The following is a 22,298-nucleotide window of genomic DNA, read 5'->3' as shown; positions in this document are numbered from 1 at the left end:
ATTTAATGGCGCAGTAGCTCAGTTGGTAGAGCAACGGATTGAAGCTCCGTGTGTCGGCAGTTCGATTCTGTCTTGCGCCATTTATATTAGCGGGTGTAGTTTAGTGGTAAAACTACAGCCTTCCAAGCTGTTGTCGCGAGTTCGATTCTCGTCACCCGCTTTAGAATTAAATAGGGCCTATAGCTCAGCTGGTTAGAGCGCACGCCTGATAAGCGTGAGGTCGATGGTTCGAGTCCATTTAGGCCCATTAGTTTTAAATTTTTTGGAGAAGTACTCAAGTGGCTGAAGAGGTGCCCCTGCTAAGGGTATAGGTCGGGTAACTGGCGCGAGGGTTCAAATCCCTCCTTCTCCATAGCTTTTTTATTAGGCCCGTTGGTCAAGCGGTTAAGACACCGCCCTTTCACGGCGGTAACACGGGTTCGAGTCCCGTACGGGTCATAAGCTTGAAATTGTATATACAATTTCAAGCTTTTTTTTATACAAAAATATAAAGGAAAGGAAATTAAATTAATATGAAAGAAAAATTATCATACAAGGAAAAGTTATATATTGGAATGATGGTGTTTGGTTTGTTTTTTGGAGCAGGTAACTTAATTTTTCCGATTCAAATGGGTCAAGAAGCGGGTCAAAATGTGTTATTAGCAAATAATGGATTTTTATTATCAGCGATTGGAATTCCTTTTCTAGCTATTATATCTTTTGGTGCGACTGGGACAAATAAAATTTTTGAACTAGCGAGTAAAGTATCCTCGGCTTTTGCTTATTTTTTTACTGTTGTTTTATATTTAATTATAGGTCCATTCTTTGCAATGCCGAGGTTAGCCACAACTTCATATGAAATGTCTTTTGCTCATTTTATACCTAAGGATAAATCAACATTATCTCTTTTTATTTTTAGTACTATATTTTTTTCATTTGTTTTATTATTTTCATTTAAACCAAGTAAAATTTTAGATTATATTGGAAAGTATTTAACGCCATTATTTTTAATTTTATTAAGTTGTCTCATTTTAGTAAGTTTTATAAAACCTATGGGATCGATAGAAAATGCTTCCGTGCAAGCTTCATATAAATCTACTCCTTTTATAAAAGGATTTTTAGGTGGATATAATACATTAGATGCTTTGGCAGGATTAGCATTTGGGGCTATTATTATTGAAAGTGTTAAAGGATTTGGGATTCAAAAAAAATCAAGAATTGCCATTGAAACAATGAAATCTGGAATTTTTGGTATTGTCCTTATGGGTGTTATTTATACGTTGTTATCAATTATGGGAGCGATGAGTTTAGGGACTTTATCGTTAAATAAAAATGGTGGTGTAACATTGTCCCAATTGGCAGATTATTATTTAGGTGTACCTGGTAATATTTTATTAGGTTTAATCGTGATTGTAGCCTGTTTAAAAACGGCTATTGGATTAGCAACTTCATTTGGTAAATCTTATTCAGAAATGTTTTCTGATAGACATTATTTATCATTTGTATTGGGATGTTTATTTATGGCCTTGATGATTTCTAATATAGGATTAAATGCGATTATTACAGCATCTATTCCCGTATTAATGTTTATTTATCCTTTGGCAATGGTTTTGATTTTATTATCATTGTTAAGCAAGTGGACAGATAATATTAGAAATTGTTATAAAATAGTGATAGGATTTACGGTTATCTCATCTATTTTAGATGCAATTCGAGCATTGCCTGAGTGGATGCAACAAAATAATTTAATCACATCTATTTTAAGTTTTTCTGAACAATCTATTCCATTTTTTAGTAGTGGTTTAAGTTGGATTATTTTTGCATTTGTAGGACTGATTATTTCATTACTATTTAATATTAAAAGAAACCCATCAAGCATCTAAACTAGATGGGTTTTTGGTTTATAAATAATATTTCTTAGAGACACTTAGGTCATCGTTCAATTCGTAAACTAAAGGTTGACCGGTTGGAATTTCTAGAGCCATGATATCGTCATCAGAAATATTTTCAATGTGTTTTGCTAAAGCGCGTAGTGAGTTACCATGTGCGGCAACTAATACGACATCATCTTTCAATAAAGATGGAGCAATATGATCATTCCAAAAAGGTAAGGCACGTTCAAGTGTTACTTTTAAATTTTCTCCTTCTGGAATTGCTCGTTTATCCAAGTAACGATATTTTGGATCGTGTGTGGATGACTCAGGACTACTTGGGTCAAGTAATGGAGGTAGTGTATCATATGAGCGTCTCCACAGTTGAACCTGATCTACCCCATATTTTTCAGCCGTTTCAGCCTTGTTTAATCCTTGTAATGCACCGTAGTGACGTTCATTTAAACGCCAAGATTTAAATTCAGGTGTTGAGAGTTGGTCTGATTCTTCTAGAACATAATGAGATGTTTTTATAGCCCGTTTTAAGTATGATGTATATGCAACATCAAATAAAATACCAGCTTCTTTTATTTTTCTACCAGCTTCTTGAGCTTCTTTTACTCCTTGTTCACTTAGATCAACATCTACCCATCCAGTAAATAAGTTAAGAGAGTTCCATACGCTTTGTCCATGTCGAATAAAAACTAATGTTTTCATCTGGTTCATCTACCCTTCGTATATATAAGTTATTATCTAGAAATGTCGATTGTTTTAACCCCATCATTTTGTGTGCCAACAATTACTCGATTCACCATATTTAAGAATAAGCCATGCTCAACAATACCAACTTGAGTATCTAGCCAAGCAGCTAATTCTCCAGGATTCTCAATTTTTTCTAGGTGTAAGTCTATAATATAATTTTTACTGTCTGTTAGCAAAGGATTACCATCGTCCGTTAGACGTAAAATTGGATTTAACTTATTTTCATTAAATACTTTAAATAGTTGAGCACTTCCATAAGGAATCACTTCAATAGGAAGTGGAAAAGTACCTAAATGTTTCACCATTTTTGATTCATCAACTATCCAAATGATTTCTTTTGAATAAGTTCCGACAATTTTTTCAAATAGAAGGGCAGCACCCCCACCTTTTATTCCTTGGAAGTCATCAGAGATTTCATCAGCACCATCAATCGTTAAATCAACGTAGTCTACTTCATCGATACTTTTTAAAGGAATATCCAAAGCTAAAGCTTGTACCTGTGTTGCTTTGGATGTGGTTACCCCGGTAATATTTAATCCTTCTTCTTTTACACGACGTCCAATTTCTTCTACCATATAGTAAGCTGTTGATCCAGTACCAAGACCGACAATCATACCGTCTTTTACATAATTTGCTGATTCAATGCCAACTAATTTTTTAAGATTCATAATAAAAAATTCCTCCTAGTATTCTATAAATTTATTGTAAGCATTATCTTAAAAAAAAGATACACTAAAAAATTAAATTTTATAAATTAAAGTGTTGACGTTTATTAATAGAGTGTGTTAATATTACAAAGGTGCTTGAGAACAAGTCTTTTTAAATGTATCGACTGTATTAAAGCCTATTTTACGATGCAGGATTTCTTGCATTAATTTTTTAAATTTGAAAAAGAACCACCTGGATGTGTGGCTCTAGAAAAGCTCTATAAGGAAGGAGGAACTTTATCATGCCTACAATTAATCAATTGGTACGTAAATCTCGTAAATCAAAAACAACTAAATCTGGCTCACCTGCTTTAGGTAAAAGCTATAATAGTTTCAAAAAATCTCAAACTAACGTGAACTCTCCACAAAAACGTGGTGTTTGTACACGTGTGGGTACGATGACACCGAAAAAACCTAACTCTGCGTTACGTAAATATGCTCGTGTTCGTTTGTCAAACTTAATTGAAGTGACAGCTTACATTCCAGGTATTGGACATAACTTGCAAGAACATAGTGTGGTTTTAATCCGTGGAGGTCGTGTAAAAGATTTACCAGGGGTTCGTTATCATATCGTACGTGGTGCTTTAGATACTGCTGGTGTTACTGATCGTAAACAAAGCCGTTCTAAATATGGTACTAAAAAACCTAAAAAATAATTAAATTGATTAAATAAAATTTTTGGAAGGAGGAGTTACACATGCCAAGAAAAGGTCCTGTTGCAAAACGTGATGTATTACCAGATCCGATTTATAACTCAAAATTAGTGACTCGTTTAATCAACCGTGTAATGGTTGACGGTAAGCGTGGTGTTGCTTCTAGCATTATTTATGATGCATTTGATATTATTAAAGAGTCTACAGGGAATGATCCATTAGAAGTTTTCGAACAAGCAATGGAAAATGTTATGCCTGTTCTTGAAGTTAAAGCTCGCCGTGTTGGTGGTTCTAACTATCAAGTACCGGTTGAAGTTCGTCCAGAACGTCGTTCAACTTTAGGATTACGTTGGATTGTTAACTATTCACGTTTACGTGGGGAGCACACAATGGAACAACGTTTAGCAAAAGAAATTATGGATGCAGCTAATAACACTGGTTCTTCAGTTAAAAAACGTGAAGACGTGCATAAAATGGCTGAAGCCAACAGAGCATTTGCTCACTATCGTTGGTAAGATCCTCTTTTTAAAACGAAGAGAATACAGTTGTATTTAAATCAATCAAGTTTGAGAGGAGTTAGAATAGAATGGCAAGAGAGTTTTCATTAGAAAAAACTCGTAATATCGGAATTATGGCCCACGTTGATGCTGGTAAAACAACAACAACAGAGCGTATCCTTTATTATACTGGTAAAATCCATAAATTAGGTGAAACCCATGAGGGAGCTTCACAAATGGACTGGATGGAACAAGAGCAAGAACGTGGTATTACGATTACATCTGCAGCAACGACTGCACAATGGAAAGGTTACCGTGTAAACATCATTGACACTCCTGGGCACGTGGATTTCACAATTGAAGTTCAACGTTCATTACGTGTATTAGATGGTGCTGTTACCGTACTTGACTCACAATCAGGTGTTGAGCCTCAAACAGAAACTGTTTGGAGACAAGCAACTGAATACAAAGTACCTCGTATTGTATTTTGTAATAAAATGGATAAAACTGGTGCAGATTTCTTATACTCAGTTAAAACAATCCATGACCGTTTACAAGCAAATGCTCACCCAATTCAATTACCAATTGGTTCAGAAGATAACTTCACTGGAATTATCGACTTAATCAAAATGAAAGCTGAAATCTATACAAATGACTTAGGAACAGATATCCAAGAAACTGACATCCCTGAAGAATATATGGATATGGCTAATGAATGGCGTGAAAAATTAGTTGAAGCTGTAGCTGAAACTGATGAAGAATTAATGATGAAATATTTAGAAGGTGAAGAAATCACTGAAGAAGAATTAAAACAAGGAATTCGTCGTGCGACAATCAATGTTGAATTCTTCCCTGTATTAGCTGGTTCAGCCTTCAAAAATAAAGGTGTCCAATTAATGTTAGACGCTGTTTTAGACTATTTACCAGCTCCAACTGATGTTGAAGCAATTAAAGGTATTGATACTAAAACTGATGAAGAAACAGAACGTCCATCAAGTGATGACGCACCGTTTGCTTCATTAGCATTTAAAGTTATGACTGACCCATTCGTAGGTCGTTTAACATTCTTCCGTGTTTACTCTGGAACATTAGATAGTGGTTCATACGTTTTAAATGCGTCTAAAGACAAAAAAGAACGTATCGGACGTATTCTACAAATGCATGCCAACTCACGTGAAGAAATCAGTACAGTTTATGCTGGAGATATCGCAGCTGCTGTTGGATTGAAAGATACAACAACAGGGGACACATTGTGTGCATTAGATGCACCAGTTGTTCTTGAATCAATTGAGTTCCCAGAACCAGTTATTCAAGTAGCGGTAGAACCTAAATCTAAAGCTGACCAAGATAAAATGGGTATTGCTTTACAAAAACTAGCTGAAGAAGATCCGTCATTCCGTGTTGAAACAAACGTTGAAACAGGTGAAACTGTTATCTCAGGTATGGGTGAGTTGCACTTAGACGTTTTAGTAGACCGTATGAAACGTGAATTCAAAGTAGAAGCAAACGTAGGAGCTCCTCAAGTTTCTTATCGTGAAACATTTAGAGCGCCTATGACTCAAGCGGAAGGTAAATTCGTTCGCCAGTCTGGTGGTAAAGGTCAATACGGTCACGTATGGGTTGAGTTCACACCAAACGAAGAAGGAAAAGGCTTCGAGTTTGAAAATGCTATCGTCGGTGGTGTGGTTCCTCGTGAATACATCCCAGCTGTTGAAAAAGGATTAGAAGATTCTATGGCTAATGGTGTTCTTGCTGGATACCCATTAGTTGATATTAAAGCTAAATTATATGATGGTTCTTACCATGATGTTGACTCGAACGAGACAGCATTCCGTGTTGCGGCTTCTATGGCTTTACGTGCAGCAGCTAAGAAAGCACAACCAGTTATTCTTGAACCAATGATGAAAGTAACAATTACTGTTCCAGAAGATAACTTAGGTGATATCATGGGACATGTTACAAGTCGTCGTGGACGCGTTGAAGGTATGGAAGCACATGGTAACTCACAAATTGTTAACGCAATGATTCCACTTGCTGAAATGTTTGGATACGCAACAACATTACGTTCTTCAACTCAGGGACGTGGTACATTTATGATGGTATTTGACCACTATGAAGATGTACCAAAATCTATTCAAGAAGAAATTATCAAGAAAAATGGCGGGTCTCAAGATTAATTTTTGACTAGGCTTTTTTCTAAATTTCATGTAGAATGATGATGAATGAGGGGATGAAACTCATTAATTGATTTTCTTCCTTCATCATTATAATATAAATAAACAACTTTTAAATTTTAGGAGGATATATACAAAATGGCAAAAGAAAAATTTGACCGTTCGAAAGCCCATGTAAACATTGGTACAATCGGACACGTTGACCACGGTAAAACAACTTTATCTGCAGCAATCGCAACAGTTTTAGCTAAGAAAAACGGTGGAGAAGCTTCATCATATGCTGATATTGATAACGCTCCAGAAGAAAAAGAACGTGGAATCACAATTTCTACTTCTCATATCGAATATGAAACTGATACTCGTCACTACGCACACGTTGACTGCCCAGGACATGCTGACTACGTTAAAAACATGATCACTGGTGCTGCTCAAATGGACGGCGCGATTTTAGTAGTATCTGCTGCTGATGGTCCAATGCCACAAACTCGTGAGCACATTCTTTTATCTCGTAACGTTGGTGTTCCATACATCGTTGTTTTCTTAAACAAAATGGATATGGTTGACGACGAAGAATTATTAGAATTAGTAGAAATGGAAGTTCGTGACTTATTATCTGAATACGACTTCCCAGGAGATGATACTCCAATCGTTGCTGGTTCAGCATTAAAAGCTTTAGAAGGCGACGCTTCTTACGAAGAAAAAATCTTAGAATTAATGGCTGCTGTTGATGAGTATATCCCAACACCAGAACGTGATACTGACAAACCATTCATGATGCCAGTTGAAGATGTATTCTCAATTACTGGTCGTGGTACTGTTGCTACTGGTCGTGTTGAACGTGGACAAGTTCGCGTTGGTGACGAAGTAGAATTAGTAGGTATCGCTGAAGAAACTGCTAAAACAACTGTAACAGGTGTTGAAATGTTCCGTAAATTATTAGATTACGCTGAAGCTGGAGATAATATTGGTGCTTTATTACGTGGGGTAGCTCGTGAAGATATCCAACGTGGACAAGTATTAGCTGCTCCAGGAACAATCACTCCACATACTAAATTTAAAGCTGAAGTTTACGTTTTATCTAAAGAAGAAGGTGGACGTCATACTCCATTCTTTACAAACTACCGTCCTCAGTTCTACTTCCGTACAACTGACGTAACTGGTGTATGTAACTTACCAGAAGGAACTGAAATGGTAATGCCTGGTGATAACGTAGCTATGGACGTTGAATTAATTCACCCAATCGCGATCGAAGACGGAACTCGTTTCTCAATTCGTGAAGGTGGACGTACTGTTGGTTCAGGCGTTGTAACTGAAATCGTAGGTTAATTTTTTAATCTATTCAAATAAAGCATTGTTGTGTAAGGACGTAAGGTTGAAAACATTTGTTTTCAACCTTTTTTTGTTTAATGGTTTTCAAACTTTGTTATTTAAGGCATAAAATAAAAAAAATATCTAATAAGGTGAAAATAAAAAGAATTTAATGTAAAAAAGGGTTGCTTATAGCATTCTTTTTTAGTATAATTCTAGAGGTGCTGATAAAAAAGTGTATTAGTACCTCGTATAAAAATACGGAGGCGTTGAATCGAGAGGTTGCGACACGCCAGGAAGCATTGCCATGGTGGCGTGTTGGATATTTTCGAGGAGCTATGTCTACTTTTAAAATAGGCGAAGGAGGGAACAAAATGGCAAAACAAAAAATTCGTATCCGTTTAAAAGCGTATGAACATCGTGTATTAGATCAGTCTGCAGAAAAAATTGTAGAAACAGCAAAAAGAACAGGTGCTGAGGTTTCTGGACCAATTCCATTACCAACTGACCGTTCAGTTTATACAGTAATTCGTGCGACACATAAATACAAAGATTCACGTGAACAATTCGAAATGCGTACTCACAAACGTTTAATTGATATTGTGAGCCCAACACCAAAAACAGTTGACGCTTTAATGAAGCTAGACTTGCCAAGTGGTGTAAATATTGAAATTAAATTATAATAACAAAAAGATGGAGGTGTACTCATGACCAAAGGAATCTTAGGTAAAAAAGTAGGTATGACACAAATATTTACAGAAAACGGCGAATTAATTCCCGTAACAGTAATCGAAGCAACTCCAAACGTTGTTTTACAAGTTAAAACTGTTGAAACTGATGGATACGAAGCTGTCCAAGTTGGTTTCCAAGATAAACGTGATATTTTGTCAAACAAACCTGCTAAGGGTCATGTTGCAAAAGCAAATACGACTCCTAAGCGCTTCATTAGAGAATTCAATGATGTTGAGCTGGGAGAATATGAAGTAGGTAAAGAAATCACTGTTGATGTTTTCCAAGCAGGAGACATTGTTGATGTCACAGGTACAACTAAAGGACACGGCTTCCAAGGGGTTATTAAGCGTCATGGACAATCTCGTGGACCAATGGCACATGGTTCTAGATACCATCGTCGTCCAGGTTCAATGGGTGGAGCGTCTGATCCATCACGTGTATTTAAAGGCAAAAAACTTGCTGGACGTATGGGTGGAGATCGTGTTACCGTTCAAAACCTTGAAATCGTAAGAGTAGATGCAGATAAAAATGTTATTTTAGTAAAAGGTAATGTACCTGGTGCTAAAAAATCATTAATTGAAATAAAAACAGCTGTTAAGGCTGCTAAATAATTGTGGGAGAGGAGGAACTAAGAATGACATCTGTAGCATTATTTAAACAAGATGGAACTCAAAATGGCGAAATTGAATTAAATGAAGCTATTTTTGGTATCGAGCCAAACGAAAGTGTTGTCTACGATGCAATTATCATGCAACGTGCTTCTTTAAGACAAGGAACTCACGCTGTTAAAAACCGTAGCGCTGTACGCGGTGGTGGACGTAAACCATGGCGTCAAAAAGGAACAGGTCGTGCGCGTCAAGGATCTATCCGCTCACCACAATGGCGTGGAGGTGGAGTTGTCTTTGGACCAACACCACGTTCTTACAGCTACAAATTACCTAAAAAAGTTCGTCGTTTAGCAATTAAATCTGTTTTATCAGAAAAAGTTGCTGAAAACAAACTAGTTGTTGTTGAAGGATTAGCTTTCGACGCACCAAAAACAAAAGAATTTAAACAAGTTTTAGCAAACTTAAGTGTTGACACTAAAGTTTTAGTAGTACTAGAAGGTGGCAATGATTTTGCTGCTTTATCAGGACGTAACTTACCAAACGTTTCTATTGTAGAATCAAATAACGTAAGTGTACTTGACGTAGTTGCTGCTGACAAACTATTAGTAACTAAAACTGCTCTAACTCAAATAGAGGAGGTGCTTGCATAATGGAATTAATCGACGTAATTAAACGTCCAGTTATTACAGAAATGTCTGTAGCAGCTATGGACGAAAAAAAATACACGTTTGAAGTTGACGTAAGAGCCAACAAAACATTAGTTAAGCAAGCTGTAGAATCAGTTTTCGACGTTAAAGTTAAAAAAGTGAACATCATGAATGTAAAACCTAAACTTAAAAGAATGGGTAAACATGCTGGTTATACTAAAAAACGCCGTAAAGCAATTGTACAACTAACAGAAGATTCAAAAGAAATTCAAATTTTTGATGCTGAATAATTACAGCATCAACTAAAGTAGGAGGGAAATCACGTGGCGATTAAAAAGTATAAACCTACCACAAATGGTCGTCGTAACATGACTGGTTCTGATTTTGCTGAAATCACAACATCTAAACCAGAAAAAACGTTATTACAACCATTAAGTAAAAACGCTGGACGTAACAACCAAGGTAAAATTACTGTACGTCATCAAGCTGGTGGACACAAACGCCAATATCGTTTAATTGACTTTAAACGTAATAAAGATAATGTGGTTGGTACTGTAAAAACAGTTGAGTATGATCCAAACAGATCTGCTAACATTGCATTAATCCATTACACTGATGGTGTGAAGGCATATATCTTAGCACCAAAAGGCATCCAAGTAGGTGCACAAATTTCTTCAGGTCCAGATGCGGATATCAAAGTAGGAAATGCTCTACCATTGAATAATATCCCAGTTGGTACTGTTATCCATAACATTGAGTTAAAACCTGGTAAAGGTGGACAATTAATTCGTTCAGCTGGTACTAGCGCTCAAGTGTTAGGTAAAGAAGGTAAATATGTATTAGTTCGTTTGAATTCAGGAGAAGTTCGTATGATTTTAGGAACTTGTCGTGCAACAATCGGTACTGTAGGTAACGAACAACACGAATTAATCAACATCGGTAAAGCTGGTCGTAATCGTTGGTTAGGTAAACGTCCTACTGTACGTGGTAGCGTAATGAACCCTAATGATCACCCACACGGTGGTGGTGAAGGTAAAGCACCTATCGGACGTCCATCTCCAATGAGTCCATGGGGCAAACCAACACTTGGATACAAAACACGTAGCAAAAAAGCTAAATCAGATAAACTTATTGTACGTCGTCGTAAAACTAAATAATTTGATAGCTAATATGAAATATGTGAGAGGAGGTTCACCATGGGTCGTAGCTTAAAAAAAGGACCTTTTGTCGATGAACACTTAATGAAAAAAGTGGAAGCACAAAAAGATCAACCGAAAAAGAAAGTAATTAAAACTTGGTCACGTCGTTCTACAATTTTTCCAAACTTTATAGGATATACTATCGCAGTATATGATGGAAGAAAACATGTTCCTGTTTACATTCAAGAAGACATGGTAGGCCATAAACTAGGTGAATTCGCACCAACAAGAACTTATCGCGGACATGCTGCTGACGATAAAAAAACAAATCGCTAATTGAGGGGAGGACACGAATATGTCAGAAGAAAGAATTACTTCAGCTAAAGCAACTGCTAAAACAATTCGCACTTCACCTCGCAAGACAAGACTTGTTGTTGACCTAATCAGAGGTAAACAAGTAGGAGAAGCAATTTCAATCTTGAAATTCTCACCTAACAAAGCAGCAGGTATTGTTGAAAAAGTGCTTATGTCAGCTATTGCTAACGCAGAAAATAACTTTGATTTAGATGTTGAAGATTTAGTAGTATCAGAAGTATTTGTAAATGAAGGACCAACAATGAAACGCTTCCGTCCTCGTGCAAAAGGATCTGCTTCACCTATCAACAAAAGAACAAGTCATATTACAGTAGTAGTATCAGAAAAATAAGGAGGGACAACCAGTGGGTCAAAAAATTAATCCAATTGGAATGCGTGTCGGCGTCATTCGTGACTGGGATGCGAAATGGTATGCAGAAAAAGAATACGCTGAATACCTACATGAAGATTTGAAGATTCGTAAATTCATTTCGACTAGATTGGCTGATGCTTCTGTTTCAACCGTTGAAATCGAACGTGCTGCAAATCGCGTGAACGTTTCAATTCATACTGCTAAACCTGGTATGGTTATTGGTAAAGGCGGATCTGAAGTTGAAGCTTTACGTAAAGAATTAAATAAATTAACTGGTAAACGAGTTCATATTAACATCGTTGAAATCAAAAAACCAGATTTAGATGCTAAATTAGTAGCAGAAGGAATTGCACGTCAATTAGAAAATCGTGTAGCATTCCGTCGTGCTCAAAAACAAGCTATCCAACGTACAATGAGATCAGGTGCTCAAGGTATCAAAACTCTTGTATCTGGACGTTTAAATGGTGCTGACATGGCACGTTCTGAAGGTTATTCTGAAGGAACTGTTCCATTGCACACATTAAGAGCAGATATTGATTATGCTTGGGAAGAAGCAGATACAACATACGGAAAACTAGGAGTTAAAGTGTGGATTTATCGTGGAGAAATTCTTCCTGAAAAGAAAAACACTGAGAAAGGAGGGAAATAATCATGTTAGTACCTAAACGTGTAAAACACCGTCGTGAATTTAGAGGTAAAATGCGTGGTGAAGCTAAAGGTGGAAAAGAAATCGCATTTGGTGAATATGGCTTACAAGCTGTAGATTCTCATTGGATTACTAACCGTCAAATTGAAGCTGCCCGTATCGCAATGACTCGTCACATGAAACGTGGTGGGAAAGTATGGATTAAAATTTTCCCTCACAAGTCATATACATCAAAAGCAATTGGTGTTCGTATGGGTTCTGGTAAAGGGGCTCCTGAAGGCTGGGTTTCACCAGTAAAACGTGGAAAAATCTTGTTTGAAGTTGCTGGCGTTCCAGAAGATGTAGCTCGTGAAGCATTAAGACTTGCTTCTAATAAGTTACCTATTAAAACAAAAATTGTAAAACGTGAAGAAATGGGTGGTGAATCGAATGAAGGTTAAAGATATCAGAGAGTTAACCACTACCGAAATGATCGCTAAAGAGAAAGAGTATAAAGAAGAACTTTTCAACTTACGTTTCCAATTAGCAACAGGTCAATTAGAAAACACAGCGCGAATTTCAGAAGTTCGTAAATCGATTGCACGCATCAAAACAGTTTTGCGTGAAGAAGCTGCTAAGTAATAGTGGAAGGAGGCCATTGATAGATGACTCAAGAAAGAAATGAACGTAAAGTCTACACTGGGCGAGTAGTTTCCGATAAAATGGATAAAACTATCGTTGTTGTAGTAGAAACAAAGAAAACTCATAAGATTTATGGCAAGAGAGTTAAATACTCTAAAAAATATAAAGCTCATGATGAAAACAATGTAGCAAAAACGGGAGACATCGTTAAAATTATGGAAACTCGTCCATTATCTGCGACAAAACGCTTCCGTTTAGTAGAAGTTGTAGAAGAAGCAGTAATTATTTAATTCGAATTTTCCTATAGAGAAACCTGAAAGTTTGAAAGGAGGATACTCAAGTGATCCAACAAGAAAGTCGTATGAAAGTTGCTGACAACTCAGGAGCTCGTGAAGTACTTACAATTAAAGTACTTGGTGGTTCTGGTCGTAAAACAGCAAATATCGGTGACGTTGTGGTTTGTACGGTTAAACAAGCAACACCAGGTGGAGTTGTTAAAAAAGGCGAAGTAGTTAAAGCTGTTATCGTTCGTACAAAATCAGGAGCTCGTCGTAGTGACGGTTCTTATATCAAATTTGATGAAAATGCATGTGTGATTATTCGTGATGACAAGAGCCCACGTGGTACTCGTATCTTTGGGCCAGTTGCTCGTGAATTACGTGACAACAACTTTATGAAAATAGTCTCACTAGCACCAGAAGTGTTATAATACATACTCATGTTTAAAGGAGGTGCGAAACAAGATGTTCGTTAAAAAAGGCGATAAAGTAAAAGTTATCTCAGGTAAAGATAAGAATAAAGAGGGAATCGTACTCCAAGCATTTCCGAAGAAAGATCGCGTCATCGTAGAAGGTGTTAACGTTATGAAAAAACACCAAAAACCTAGCGCGGCAGCTCCACAAGGTGGAATTATCGAAATGGAGGCATCTATTCACGTTTCTAATGTAATGGTGGTTGATCCATCTAATGGTGAACCAACACGCGTAGGATACAAAGAAGTAGATGGTAAAAAAGTACGTGTTTCTAAGAAAACTGGAGAAGTTTTAGATAAATAAGAATATCAGGAAGGAGGCAATGTTGAATGAACCGCCTAAAAGAAAAGTATCTTAATGAAGTAACACCATCATTGGTGGAAAAATTTAATTACTCTTCTGTTATGCAAACACCTAAAGTTGATAAAATCGTTATTAACATGGGTGTTGGTGATGCAGTATCAAATAGTAAAAACTTAGATAAAGCTGTTGAAGAACTTGCTTTAATCTCTGGACAAAAACCAATTATTACAAAAGCTAAAAAATCTATCGCTGGTTTCCGTTTACGTGAAGGAATGCCAATCGGATGTAAAGTAACTTTACGTGGAGAAAGAATGTACGAATTTTTAGATAAATTAGTATCTGTCTCTTTACCTCGTGTACGTGACTTCCATGGTATCAGCAAAAAATCATTTGACGGACGTGGAAATTACACTTTAGGTGTAAAAGAACAATTAATTTTCCCTGAAGTTGATTATGATTTAGTAGATAAAGTTCGAGGAATGGACATTGTTATTGTTACAACAGCTAATACTGATGAGGAAGCTCGTGAGTTATTAGGTCAACTTGGAATGCCATTCCAAAAATAATTTAAGGAGGCGAACTACGTGGCTAAAAAATCAATGATTGCTAAAAATAAACGTCCAGCAAAATTCTCAACTCAAGAATATACTCGTTGTGAACGTTGTGGACGTCCACATTCAGTTTATCGCAAATTCAAACTTTGCCGTATTTGCTTCCGTGAACTTGCCTATAAAGGACAAATTCCCGGCGTGAAGAAAGCAAGCTGGTAAAAAAAGTAAACCGCAAAAGGAGGTAAAGGACTCAATGGTGATGACAGATCCAATTGCAGACTTCTTAACTCGTATTCGTAATGCGAATATCGTAAAACACGAATCATTAGAAGTGCCTGCATCAACAATCAAACTTGAAATCGCAAAAATCTTACAACGTGAAGGTTTTGTGCGTGAAGTAGAATTCATCGAAGATGACAAACAAGGAATCATCCGTGTTTTCTTAAAATATGGTAAAAACGACGAACGCGTTATTACTAACTTAAAACGTATCTCAAAACCAGGTTTACGTGTTTATGTAAAAGCTGATGAAGTGCCTAAAGTATTAAATGGTTTAGGTATAGCTATTATCTCAACTTCAGAAGGTATCTTAACTGATAAAGAAGCAAGAGAGCGTAATACTGGTGGAGAAGTACTAGCATACGTTTGGTAAAAAATTATTAATCAAGGAGGTGGCCTAGAGTGAGTCGTATCGGAAATAAACCAGTCGTAGTTCCTGCAGGTGTTACAGTAACGCAATCAGGAAACACTGTTACGGTTAAAGGTCCAAAAGGTGAATTAACTCGTGAGTTTTCACCAAATATTACGTTAAACATTTCAGAAGGTGAAGTTGTCTTAACTCGTCCTGATGATACTAAAGAAAACAAAACCTTACATGGTACAATGCGTGCTAACTTAAACAACATGGTTGTTGGTGTTAGTGAAGGGTTTGAAAAAGCTCTTGAACTAATTGGTGTTGGTTACCGTGCTCAATTACAAGGTAAAAAACTTGTTTTAAACGTTGGATATTCACATCCAGTTGAGTTTGAAACACCAGAAGGCATCACAATTGAAGTTCCTTCAAATACACAAATTGTTGTTAAAGGGTCTAACAAAGAAGTTGTTGGTGAACTTTCAGCAAACATTCGTGGAGTACGTCCTCCTGAACCTTACAAAGGCAAAGGTATTCGCTATGTTGGCGAACACGTAAGACGTAAAGAAGGTAAAACTGGTAAATAACAAATAAACTAATGAGGTGACAAGTGTGATTTCAAAACCAGATAAAAATAAAGTGCGCCAAAAAAGACATCAACGCGTACGTAGTAAAATCTCTGGTACTGCCGAGTGCCCACGCTTGAACGTATTCCGTTCTAACAAAAACATCTACGCTCAATTAATTGATGACGTAGCGGGTGTGACACTTGCAAGTGCCTCTACTGTTGATAAAGATATCGCAGGAGAAAACAAAACAGAAGCAGCTACAGCTGTAGGAGCTTCAATCGCTAAAAAAGCAACAGAAAAAGGTATTAAAGAAGTAGTCTTTGACCGTGGTGGATACCTTTACCATGGACGTGTAGCTGCATTAGCTGAAGCAGCACGTGAAAATGGACTAGAATTTTAGGAAAAGGAGGAACACCATTCATGGCTAATTTAGATGCTAGACAATTCGACTTAGAAGACCGCGTAGTAGCTATTAACCGCGTATCTAAAGTTGTTAAAGGTGGACGTCGTCTACGCTTTGCTGCTTTAGTAGTAGTTGGAGATAGAAATGGTCACGTTGGATTTGGTACTGGTAAAGCTCAAGAAGTACCTGAAGCAATTCGTAAAGCAGTAGAAGATGCTAAGAAAAACTTAATCGAAGTACCAATGGTAGGCTCAACAATTCCTCACGAAGTGATTGGATCATTCTGTGGTGGACGTATCCTTATGAAACCTGCTGTAGCCGGTTCTGGGGTTGCTGCTGGTGGACCAGTGCGTGCCGTCCTTGAGTTAGCGGGTATTTCTGATATTACAAGTAAATCTTTAGGATCAAACACACCTGTCAACGTTGTTCGTGCAACTGTTGAAGGATTAAGTAGACTAAAACGTGCAGAAGAAGTGGCTGAACTTAGAGGCATTTCTGTTGACGAACTAATCGGATAAGGGGGACCAAAAATGAGCGAATTAAAAATTACTTTAAAACGTAGTATCATTGGACGTCCTCAAAACCAACGCGATACAGTGAAAGCTTTAGGCTTGAAAAAAACTAATTCTACAGTTGTTAAACCAAACAACGAAGCAATTAAAGGAATGGTTAACACTATATCTCATTTAGTGGACGTTGAAGAAATTTAAGTGTAATTTGTAGGTAGACTATTTTTAAGGAGGTGCCGAATATATGAAACTTCATGAGTTACATCCGGCAGAAGGATCAAGACATGTACGTAATCGTGTAGGTCGTGGATCATCATCTGGTAACGGTAAAACATCAGGTCGTGGACAAAAAGGTCAAAAATCACGTTCAGGTGGTGGTGTACGTTTAGGTTTTGAAGGGGGACAAACTCCTTTATTCCGTCGTTTACCAAAACGTGGATTTACTAACATTAACCGTAAAGATTATGCAGTAATCAACTTAGACGTGTTAAATCGTTTTGAAGATGGTACTGAGGTAACACCAACTACTTTAATTGAAGCAGGAATCGTTAAAAACGAAAAATCAGGAATCAAAGTTTTAGGTAATGGTGAATTAACTAAAAAATTAACTGTGAAAGCAGCTAAATTCTCTGAATCTGCAAAAACTGCAATTGAAGCAGCTGGTGGGTCAGTTGAGGTGATCTAATGTTTAAGCTGTTGAAGGATTCGTTTAAGATAGAAAATATCCGTAATAAGATATTTTTTACACTTTTCATTCTCTTCGCGTTTAGAGTTGGAGCACATATTACAGTACCTGGTGTTGACGCAAAAGCATTAACAAATCTTAATGATTTAGCTTTAATGGCGATGTTCAACACAGTCAGTGGTAATGCCATGGAGAGATTCTCATTGTTCGCAATGGGAGTATCGCCATACATTACTGCATCTATTATTGTTCAATTACTTCAAATGGATATCGTACCGAAATTTGTTGAATGGTCAAAACAAGGTGAGGTAGGACGTAGAAAATTAAACCAAGCAACACGTTATATTACGTTGGTGTTAGGCTTTGTTCAATCGATTGCTATCACAGCTGGTTTTAACCTGTATGCAAATGCCGGACTAGTGAAAAGTCCAAGTGTATTTACGTATGTAAGTATCGGAATCATCTTAACAGCTGGTACCATGTTAGTTACTTGGATGGGCGAGCAAATATCTGAAAAAGGAATTGGAAATGGTGTCTCAATGATTATCTTTGCTGGAATTATCGCCAGATTCCCATCAAGCATCAAAGAAATCTACGTAGACTATTTTGTCAATATTGATAAATCTGATATGTGGAAATCTGTATTATTCATACTTGCCTTAGTTATTGCTGTTCTTTTAGTAGTAGTTATGGTAACTTATGTGCAACAAGCAGAAAGAAAGATACCAATTCAATATACAAAACGTGTAGCTGGTGCACCACAAAGTAGTTATTTACCATTAAAAGTAAATGCAGCAGGAGTTATTCCTGTCATCTTTGCCAGCTCAATTATAGCAACACCGCAAGCTATTTTGACTGCCTTTAAAACAACACAAGGCGGAAAAGGTTGGTTTGACGTGTTGACTACATTGTTTAATTATTCAACTATCCCAGGTGGAATACTTTATACAATTATGATTGTTGCTTTTACATTCTTCTATGCCTTTGTTCAGGTTAATCCTGAGAAAGTAGCTGAGAATTTGCAGAAGCAAGGAAGTTATATTCCAAGTGTACGACCTGGCCAAGAAACAGAAAAATTCATTTCGTCTTTATTAATGAGATTAAGTGTTGTTGGATCTGTCTTCTTAGGATTAGTGGCAATTCTACCAATTATTGCACAAAATATTTGGGGCTTACCTCAATCAATTGGATTGGGAGGAACAAGTTTACTGATTGTCATTAGTGTGGCTCTTGAAACAAATAAACAGCTTGAAGGGTTATTGTTGAAGCGTCAGTACACTGGTTTTATCAGAGAGTAAGAGTGTGTGTTGAGGTTTTACCTCAGCACTTTTCTCGAACTTAAGGAGGAAAACAAATGAATCTCATCCTAATGGGGTTGCCAGGAGCAGGTAAAGGTACTCAAGCGGAAAGAATCGTCGATGTTTATGAAATCCCACATATTTCTACTGGAGATATGTTCCGTGAAGCAATGAAGAATGAAACACCTCTTGGTAAAGAAGCAAAATCTTATATCGATAAAGGCGAATTAGTTCCGGATTCTGTGACAAACGGGATTGTAAAAGATCGTTTATCACAAGCTGATACAGAAAAAGGATTTTTATTAGATGGATTTCCTCGTACACTAGCTCAAGCAGAAGAATTAGATACAATTTTAGAGGAGTTAGGTAAAAAAGTAGATGATGTTCTAAACATCCATGTAGCAGAAGATGTATTAGTTGACCGTCTTGCTGGTCGTATCATTTGTAGAAGTTGTGGCGCAACTTATCACAAAACAAACAATCCACCCAAAGTGGAAGGTACTTGTGATCGTTGTGGTAGTCATGATTTTTATCAAAGAGAAGATGATAAGCCTGAGACAGTTAAGAATCGTCTAGAAGTTAACATTAAAAATAGCGAACCAATTTTAGCGTATTACCAAGATAAAGGTGTATTACACACTATTGATGGAGATCGTGATATTGATGCTGTTTTTGAAGATGTGAAATCAATCATAGATAAAGCCAATTAGAAAGCTCATCTAGTTATCTATTCTATGTCACTTACTATTTCTTACCCGCATTTTTTTCATTGAATTGATGCAGGTATCTTTTCTTTGTGTAGCTTTTATGCTATAATACAAAAGTTGAAATGAAATAGGTGTGAGTACTATTTTTGTCAATTGTCAGATGTAAACACTGTATAAGGAGGTACTAGTTGTGGCGAAAGAAGATATGATTGAAATCGAAGGTACAGTCGTCGAAACTTTGCCGAATGCAATGTTTAAAGTTGAATTAGAAAATGGCCATGTTATTTTGGCTCACGTGTCAGGAAAGATCAGAATGCATTACATTCGTATTTTACCTGGTGACAAAGTAACTGTTGAGTTATCTCCATATGATTTAACTCGTGGTCGTATTACTTACCGCTTTAAATAATTGTACTCCGTAAAATTCAAGGAGGTATAATCATGAAAGTAAGACCATCAGTAAAACCAATTTGTGAAAAATGCAAAATAATTCGTCGTAAAGGTCGAGTTATGGTTATCTGTGAAAACCCAAAACATAAACAACGTCAAGGATAAAGGAGGTGTAACGAATAATGGCTCGTATTGCAGGTGTAGATATTCCTCGTGATAAACGTGTTGTTATTTCGCTTACTTACATTTACGGTATTGGAAAGAAAACTTCTCAAGAAATCTTAAAAGAAGCAGGAGTTTCTGAAGATATTCGTGTGCGCGATTTAACTAACGAACAAACTGATAGCATCCGTGCTGCAGTAGATAAATTAAAAGTTGAAGGTGACTTACGTCGTGAAGTGAACTTAAACATCAAACGTTTGATGGAAATTGGTTCATACAGAGGTATGCGTCATCGTCGTGGTTTGCCAACTCGTGGTCAAAACACAAAAAACAATGCTCGTACTAGAAAAGGACCAGCTCGTTCAATCGCTGGTAAGAAAAAATAAGATTAGAGTGAAGGAGGTTTAAAGCTTCATGGTAGCAAAAAAAGTTTCAAGAAAACGCCGAGTGAAAAAAAATATTGAAGCAGGTGTGGCACATATCCACTCTACTTTCAATAATACAATCGTAATGTTAACTGACGTACATGGAAATGCCATTGCATGGTCATCTGCAGGTTCATTAGGATTTAAAGGTAGTAAAAAAGCAACTCCATTCGCAGCTCAAATGGCAGCTGAAACTGCAGCAAAAGCAGCTATGGAACATGGCTTGAAAACTGTTGACGTAACTGTAAAAGGACCTGGTTCTGGTCGTGAAGCAGCTATTCGTTCATTACAAGCAACAGGATTAGAAGTGACAGCAATTCGTGACGTTACTCCAGTTCCACATAATGGATGTCGCCCTCCAAAACGCCGTCGTGTTTAGTGAGAGTTTATTCATTGGATAGGAATTATAGCGACATTGAACAAGACACTTTCGTTTTGAAAGGGGTATAGACAAGAATGATTGAATTTGAGAAACCAAGAATCACAAAAATCGATGAAGATAGAGATTATGGCAAGTTCGTCATCGAACCACTTGAAAGAGGATATGGTACGACTTTAGGTAACTCTTTGCGCCGTATTTTATTATCGTCTCTACCAGGGGCTGCCATCACTAATTTACAAATCGATGGTGTGTTGCATGAATTTTCAACTGTCAAAGGTGTACGTGAGGATGTCACTCAAATTATTCTAAATATCAAGGGACTTGCTTTAAAGCTTTATGCTGATGAAGAAAAGACACTTGAAATTGATATAACTGGCCCAGCTGACGTGACTGCTGGAGATATTCTTACTGACAGTGATGTTGAAATTATGAATAAAGATTTATTCATTTGTAGCGTTGCTGAAGGTGCGACTTTCCGTGCAAGCTTAACTGTTAAGCCAGGACGTGGTTATGTACAAGCAGAAGAAAATAAAAGTGAAGATATGCCTATTGGTGTATTACCAGTGGACTCTATCTACACGCCAGTTAATCGTGTAAACTACCAAGTAGAAAATACACGTGTTGGGCGTCGTGATGATTACGACAAACTAACTTTAGATGTCTGGACAGATGGATCTATCGCTCCACAAGAAGCTATCAGTTTATCTGCTAAAATCTTGACTGAGCATTTAGATATTTTTGTTAACTTGACTGATGAAGCAAAAAATGCCGAAATCATGATTGAAAAAGAAGAAACACAAAAAGAAAAAATGTTAGAAACAACAATCGAAGAGCTTGATTTATCCGTTCGTTCTTATAACTGTTTGAAACGCGCAGGCATCAACACTTTACAAGAATTAACCAATAAATCAGAAGCAGAAATGATTAAAGTTCGTAATTTAGGACGTAAATCACTTGAAGAAGTTAAAGCTAAACTAGCCGATCTTTCTTTAGGATTACGCCAAGAGGACTAATCTAAACCGATTAAAGGAGGGAACACGACGTGAGTTATCGTAAATTAGGTCGCACAAGCAGCCAACGAAAAGCAATGTTACGTGATTTAACAACTGATTTAATTATCAATGAACGCATTGAGACAACTGAAGCTCGTGCAAAAGAAATCCGTTCAACAACTGAAAAAATGATTACTTTAGGTAAACGTGGGGATCTTCATGCTCGTCGTCAAGCAGCAGCATTCGTAAGAAACGAATACTTAGATGCTCGTTTAGACGAAAAAGAAGAAACTATCATTGAAGAAAGTGCTTTACAAAAATTATTCAATGACTTAGGACCTCGTTATGCTGACCGTCAAGGTGGTTACACACGTATCCTTAAAAAAGGACAACGCCGTGGAGACGCAGCACCAATGGTTATCATTGAACTTGTTTAATTTTGATAATTGCATCACTTTATAGATGATC

At 36.9% G+C, this 22,298-nt stretch carries 36 protein-coding genes and 5 tRNA genes; 39 read left to right on the top strand and 2 right to left on the bottom strand.

Going from position 1 to position 22,298, the window contains the following annotated elements:
* Positions 1 to 7: 7 nt before the first annotated feature.
* From AC37UB_RS09790 to brnQ, 6 genes are all read left to right on the top strand, one after another.
* Positions 8 to 80 (top strand) — tRNA-Phe (locus tag AC37UB_RS09790).
* Between the two features lie 9 nt (positions 81 to 89).
* Positions 90 to 160 (top strand) — tRNA-Gly (locus AC37UB_RS09785).
* Between the two features lie 13 nt (positions 161 to 173).
* Positions 174 to 247 (top strand) — tRNA-Ile (locus tag AC37UB_RS09780).
* 17 nt (positions 248 to 264) lie between these two features.
* Positions 265 to 352, top strand: a tRNA-Ser gene (locus AC37UB_RS09775).
* A 14-nt stretch (positions 353 to 366) separates the two neighbouring features.
* Positions 367 to 438 (top strand) — tRNA-Glu (locus AC37UB_RS09770).
* A 74-nt stretch (positions 439 to 512) separates the two neighbouring features.
* Positions 513 to 1,862 (top strand): branched-chain amino acid transport system II carrier protein, encoded by a 1,350-nt coding sequence (brnQ, locus tag AC37UB_RS09765; RefSeq protein WP_117973964.1) that lies wholly within the window; start codon positions 513 to 515, stop codon positions 1,860 to 1,862.
* An 18-nt stretch (positions 1,863 to 1,880) separates the two neighbouring features.
* Here the strand turns inward: brnQ and gpmA are convergent, their stop codons facing one another.
* Entirely contained in the window at positions 1,881 to 2,567 is a 687-nt protein-coding gene (gene gpmA / locus AC37UB_RS09760) for a 2,3-diphosphoglycerate-dependent phosphoglycerate mutase (RefSeq protein WP_117973962.1), read from the bottom strand.
* A gap of 32 nt (positions 2,568 to 2,599) precedes the next feature.
* Positions 2,600 to 3,280: a ribose-5-phosphate isomerase RpiA gene (gene rpiA, locus AC37UB_RS09755; RefSeq protein ID WP_117973960.1), complete on the bottom strand. Its 681-nt coding sequence runs from the start codon at positions 3,278 to 3,280 to the stop codon at positions 2,600 to 2,602.
* A gap of 281 nt (positions 3,281 to 3,561) precedes the next feature.
* On the opposite strand from rpiA, the gene rpsL reads away from it, so the two are divergent.
* The 33 genes from rpsL (at position 3,562) to rplQ (ending at position 22,267) form a co-directional block, all read left to right on the top strand.
* Positions 3,562 to 3,975, top strand: coding sequence for a 30S ribosomal protein S12 (gene rpsL, locus AC37UB_RS09750; RefSeq protein ID WP_071457771.1), 414 nt, complete (start codon positions 3,562 to 3,564; stop codon positions 3,973 to 3,975).
* 41 nt (positions 3,976 to 4,016) lie between these two features.
* Entirely contained in the window at positions 4,017 to 4,487 is a 471-nt protein-coding gene (rpsG, locus tag AC37UB_RS09745) for a 30S ribosomal protein S7 (protein ID WP_071457770.1), read from the top strand.
* A 71-nt stretch (positions 4,488 to 4,558) separates the two neighbouring features.
* Complete coding sequence (gene fusA / locus AC37UB_RS09740) at positions 4,559 to 6,646, top strand: elongation factor G (RefSeq protein ID WP_117973958.1); 2,088 nt, start codon at positions 4,559 to 4,561, stop codon at positions 6,644 to 6,646.
* 135 nt (positions 6,647 to 6,781) lie between these two features.
* A complete protein-coding gene (tuf, locus tag AC37UB_RS09735) occupies positions 6,782 to 7,969 on the top strand; it encodes an elongation factor Tu (protein WP_117973956.1) in 1,188 nt (395 codons plus the stop codon).
* A gap of 356 nt (positions 7,970 to 8,325) precedes the next feature.
* On the top strand, positions 8,326 to 8,634 hold the full coding sequence (gene rpsJ / locus AC37UB_RS09730; RefSeq protein ID WP_071457767.1) for a 30S ribosomal protein S10: 309 nt from the start codon (positions 8,326 to 8,328) through the stop codon (positions 8,632 to 8,634).
* A 24-nt stretch (positions 8,635 to 8,658) separates the two neighbouring features.
* Complete coding sequence (rplC, locus tag AC37UB_RS09725) at positions 8,659 to 9,294, top strand: 50S ribosomal protein L3 (RefSeq protein ID WP_117973954.1); 636 nt, start codon at positions 8,659 to 8,661, stop codon at positions 9,292 to 9,294.
* Between the two features lie 23 nt (positions 9,295 to 9,317).
* A complete protein-coding gene (gene rplD / locus AC37UB_RS09720; RefSeq protein WP_117973952.1) occupies positions 9,318 to 9,941 on the top strand; it encodes a 50S ribosomal protein L4 in 624 nt (207 codons plus the stop codon).
* Complete coding sequence (gene rplW / locus AC37UB_RS09715; protein ID WP_117973950.1) at positions 9,941 to 10,228, top strand: 50S ribosomal protein L23; 288 nt, start codon at positions 9,941 to 9,943, stop codon at positions 10,226 to 10,228. Before rplD ends, rplW begins: the two co-directional genes overlap by 1 nt.
* Positions 10,229 to 10,261: 33 nt before the next feature.
* On the top strand, positions 10,262 to 11,095 hold the full coding sequence (gene rplB, locus AC37UB_RS09710) for a 50S ribosomal protein L2 (protein WP_071457763.1): 834 nt from the start codon (positions 10,262 to 10,264) through the stop codon (positions 11,093 to 11,095).
* Between the two features lie 39 nt (positions 11,096 to 11,134).
* Positions 11,135 to 11,413: a 30S ribosomal protein S19 gene (gene rpsS / locus AC37UB_RS09705; RefSeq protein ID WP_071457762.1), complete on the top strand. Its 279-nt coding sequence runs from the start codon at positions 11,135 to 11,137 to the stop codon at positions 11,411 to 11,413.
* Positions 11,414 to 11,432: 19 nt separating this feature from the next.
* Entirely contained in the window at positions 11,433 to 11,783 is a 351-nt protein-coding gene (gene rplV / locus AC37UB_RS09700; RefSeq protein ID WP_071457761.1) for a 50S ribosomal protein L22, read from the top strand.
* 13 nt (positions 11,784 to 11,796) lie between these two features.
* Positions 11,797 to 12,453, top strand: coding sequence for a 30S ribosomal protein S3 (gene rpsC / locus AC37UB_RS09695; protein WP_117973948.1), 657 nt, complete (start codon positions 11,797 to 11,799; stop codon positions 12,451 to 12,453).
* A gap of 2 nt (positions 12,454 to 12,455) precedes the next feature.
* Positions 12,456 to 12,890 carry a 50S ribosomal protein L16 gene (rplP, locus tag AC37UB_RS09690; protein WP_117973946.1) on the top strand — a complete coding sequence of 145 codons (435 nt, stop codon included), beginning with the start codon at positions 12,456 to 12,458 and terminating at the stop codon, positions 12,888 to 12,890.
* Positions 12,880 to 13,071: a 50S ribosomal protein L29 gene (gene rpmC, locus AC37UB_RS09685; RefSeq protein WP_071457758.1), complete on the top strand. Its 192-nt coding sequence runs from the start codon at positions 12,880 to 12,882 to the stop codon at positions 13,069 to 13,071. Before rplP ends, rpmC begins: the two co-directional genes overlap by 11 nt.
* 23 nt (positions 13,072 to 13,094) lie before the next feature.
* The gene (gene rpsQ / locus AC37UB_RS09680) at positions 13,095 to 13,361 is read left to right on the top strand and encodes a 30S ribosomal protein S17 (protein ID WP_117973944.1); all 267 of its coding nucleotides are present in this window, start codon (positions 13,095 to 13,097) and stop codon (positions 13,359 to 13,361) included.
* 50 nt (positions 13,362 to 13,411) lie between these two features.
* Positions 13,412 to 13,780: a 50S ribosomal protein L14 gene (gene rplN / locus AC37UB_RS09675; RefSeq protein WP_071457756.1), complete on the top strand. Its 369-nt coding sequence runs from the start codon at positions 13,412 to 13,414 to the stop codon at positions 13,778 to 13,780.
* Positions 13,781 to 13,814: 34 nt separating this feature from the next.
* Entirely contained in the window at positions 13,815 to 14,126 is a 312-nt protein-coding gene (gene rplX / locus AC37UB_RS09670; RefSeq protein WP_117973942.1) for a 50S ribosomal protein L24, read from the top strand.
* A 26-nt stretch (positions 14,127 to 14,152) separates the two neighbouring features.
* Positions 14,153 to 14,692 (top strand): 50S ribosomal protein L5, encoded by a 540-nt coding sequence (gene rplE / locus AC37UB_RS09665; RefSeq protein WP_071457754.1) that lies wholly within the window; start codon positions 14,153 to 14,155, stop codon positions 14,690 to 14,692.
* An 18-nt stretch (positions 14,693 to 14,710) separates the two neighbouring features.
* The gene (locus AC37UB_RS09660; RefSeq protein WP_016184192.1) at positions 14,711 to 14,896 is read left to right on the top strand and encodes a type Z 30S ribosomal protein S14; all 186 of its coding nucleotides are present in this window, start codon (positions 14,711 to 14,713) and stop codon (positions 14,894 to 14,896) included.
* A gap of 34 nt (positions 14,897 to 14,930) precedes the next feature.
* Positions 14,931 to 15,329, top strand: a complete 399-nt coding sequence (gene rpsH, locus AC37UB_RS09655; protein ID WP_071457753.1) for a 30S ribosomal protein S8 — start codon at positions 14,931 to 14,933, stop codon at positions 15,327 to 15,329.
* Between the two features lie 29 nt (positions 15,330 to 15,358).
* On the top strand, positions 15,359 to 15,895 hold the full coding sequence (gene rplF / locus AC37UB_RS09650; RefSeq protein ID WP_079346405.1) for a 50S ribosomal protein L6: 537 nt from the start codon (positions 15,359 to 15,361) through the stop codon (positions 15,893 to 15,895).
* A 25-nt stretch (positions 15,896 to 15,920) separates the two neighbouring features.
* A complete protein-coding gene (gene rplR / locus AC37UB_RS09645) occupies positions 15,921 to 16,277 on the top strand; it encodes a 50S ribosomal protein L18 (RefSeq protein ID WP_117973940.1) in 357 nt (118 codons plus the stop codon).
* A gap of 20 nt (positions 16,278 to 16,297) precedes the next feature.
* A complete protein-coding gene (rpsE, locus tag AC37UB_RS09640) occupies positions 16,298 to 16,798 on the top strand; it encodes a 30S ribosomal protein S5 (RefSeq protein WP_071457750.1) in 501 nt (166 codons plus the stop codon).
* 12 nt (positions 16,799 to 16,810) lie between these two features.
* Positions 16,811 to 16,990, top strand: a complete 180-nt coding sequence (gene rpmD, locus AC37UB_RS09635) for a 50S ribosomal protein L30 (RefSeq protein WP_117973938.1) — start codon at positions 16,811 to 16,813, stop codon at positions 16,988 to 16,990.
* Between the two features lie 43 nt (positions 16,991 to 17,033).
* Positions 17,034 to 17,474, top strand: a complete 441-nt coding sequence (gene rplO, locus AC37UB_RS09630) for a 50S ribosomal protein L15 (protein ID WP_117973936.1) — start codon at positions 17,034 to 17,036, stop codon at positions 17,472 to 17,474.
* Positions 17,474 to 18,772 (top strand): preprotein translocase subunit SecY, encoded by a 1,299-nt coding sequence (gene secY, locus AC37UB_RS09625; protein WP_117973934.1) that lies wholly within the window; start codon positions 17,474 to 17,476, stop codon positions 18,770 to 18,772. The genes rplO and secY overlap by 1 nt, the downstream gene beginning before the upstream one ends.
* Before the next feature lie 56 nt (positions 18,773 to 18,828).
* Positions 18,829 to 19,482, top strand: coding sequence for an adenylate kinase (locus AC37UB_RS09620; RefSeq protein WP_117973932.1), 654 nt, complete (start codon positions 18,829 to 18,831; stop codon positions 19,480 to 19,482).
* Positions 19,483 to 19,669: 187 nt separating this feature from the next.
* The gene (gene infA, locus AC37UB_RS09615; protein WP_071457745.1) at positions 19,670 to 19,888 is read left to right on the top strand and encodes a translation initiation factor IF-1; all 219 of its coding nucleotides are present in this window, start codon (positions 19,670 to 19,672) and stop codon (positions 19,886 to 19,888) included.
* 32 nt (positions 19,889 to 19,920) lie between these two features.
* Positions 19,921 to 20,034, top strand: a complete 114-nt coding sequence (rpmJ, locus tag AC37UB_RS09610; protein ID WP_071457744.1) for a 50S ribosomal protein L36 — start codon at positions 19,921 to 19,923, stop codon at positions 20,032 to 20,034.
* A gap of 17 nt (positions 20,035 to 20,051) precedes the next feature.
* Positions 20,052 to 20,417: a 30S ribosomal protein S13 gene (gene rpsM, locus AC37UB_RS09605; RefSeq protein WP_071457743.1), complete on the top strand. Its 366-nt coding sequence runs from the start codon at positions 20,052 to 20,054 to the stop codon at positions 20,415 to 20,417.
* A gap of 28 nt (positions 20,418 to 20,445) precedes the next feature.
* Positions 20,446 to 20,835: a 30S ribosomal protein S11 gene (gene rpsK / locus AC37UB_RS09600; protein ID WP_071457742.1), complete on the top strand. Its 390-nt coding sequence runs from the start codon at positions 20,446 to 20,448 to the stop codon at positions 20,833 to 20,835.
* Between the two features lie 77 nt (positions 20,836 to 20,912).
* Positions 20,913 to 21,851: a DNA-directed RNA polymerase subunit alpha gene (locus AC37UB_RS09595; RefSeq protein ID WP_071457741.1), complete on the top strand. Its 939-nt coding sequence runs from the start codon at positions 20,913 to 20,915 to the stop codon at positions 21,849 to 21,851.
* Positions 21,852 to 21,880: 29 nt separating this feature from the next.
* Positions 21,881 to 22,267 carry a 50S ribosomal protein L17 gene (rplQ, locus tag AC37UB_RS09590; RefSeq protein ID WP_117973930.1) on the top strand — a complete coding sequence of 129 codons (387 nt, stop codon included), beginning with the start codon at positions 21,881 to 21,883 and terminating at the stop codon, positions 22,265 to 22,267.
* Positions 22,268 to 22,298 lie beyond the last annotated feature (31 nt).

It is taken from the genome of Vagococcus changpingensis, assembly GCF_058211775.1.
Note: the sequence above shows the minus strand (reverse complement) of the source record. Positions and strands in the feature narration are given on the sequence as shown.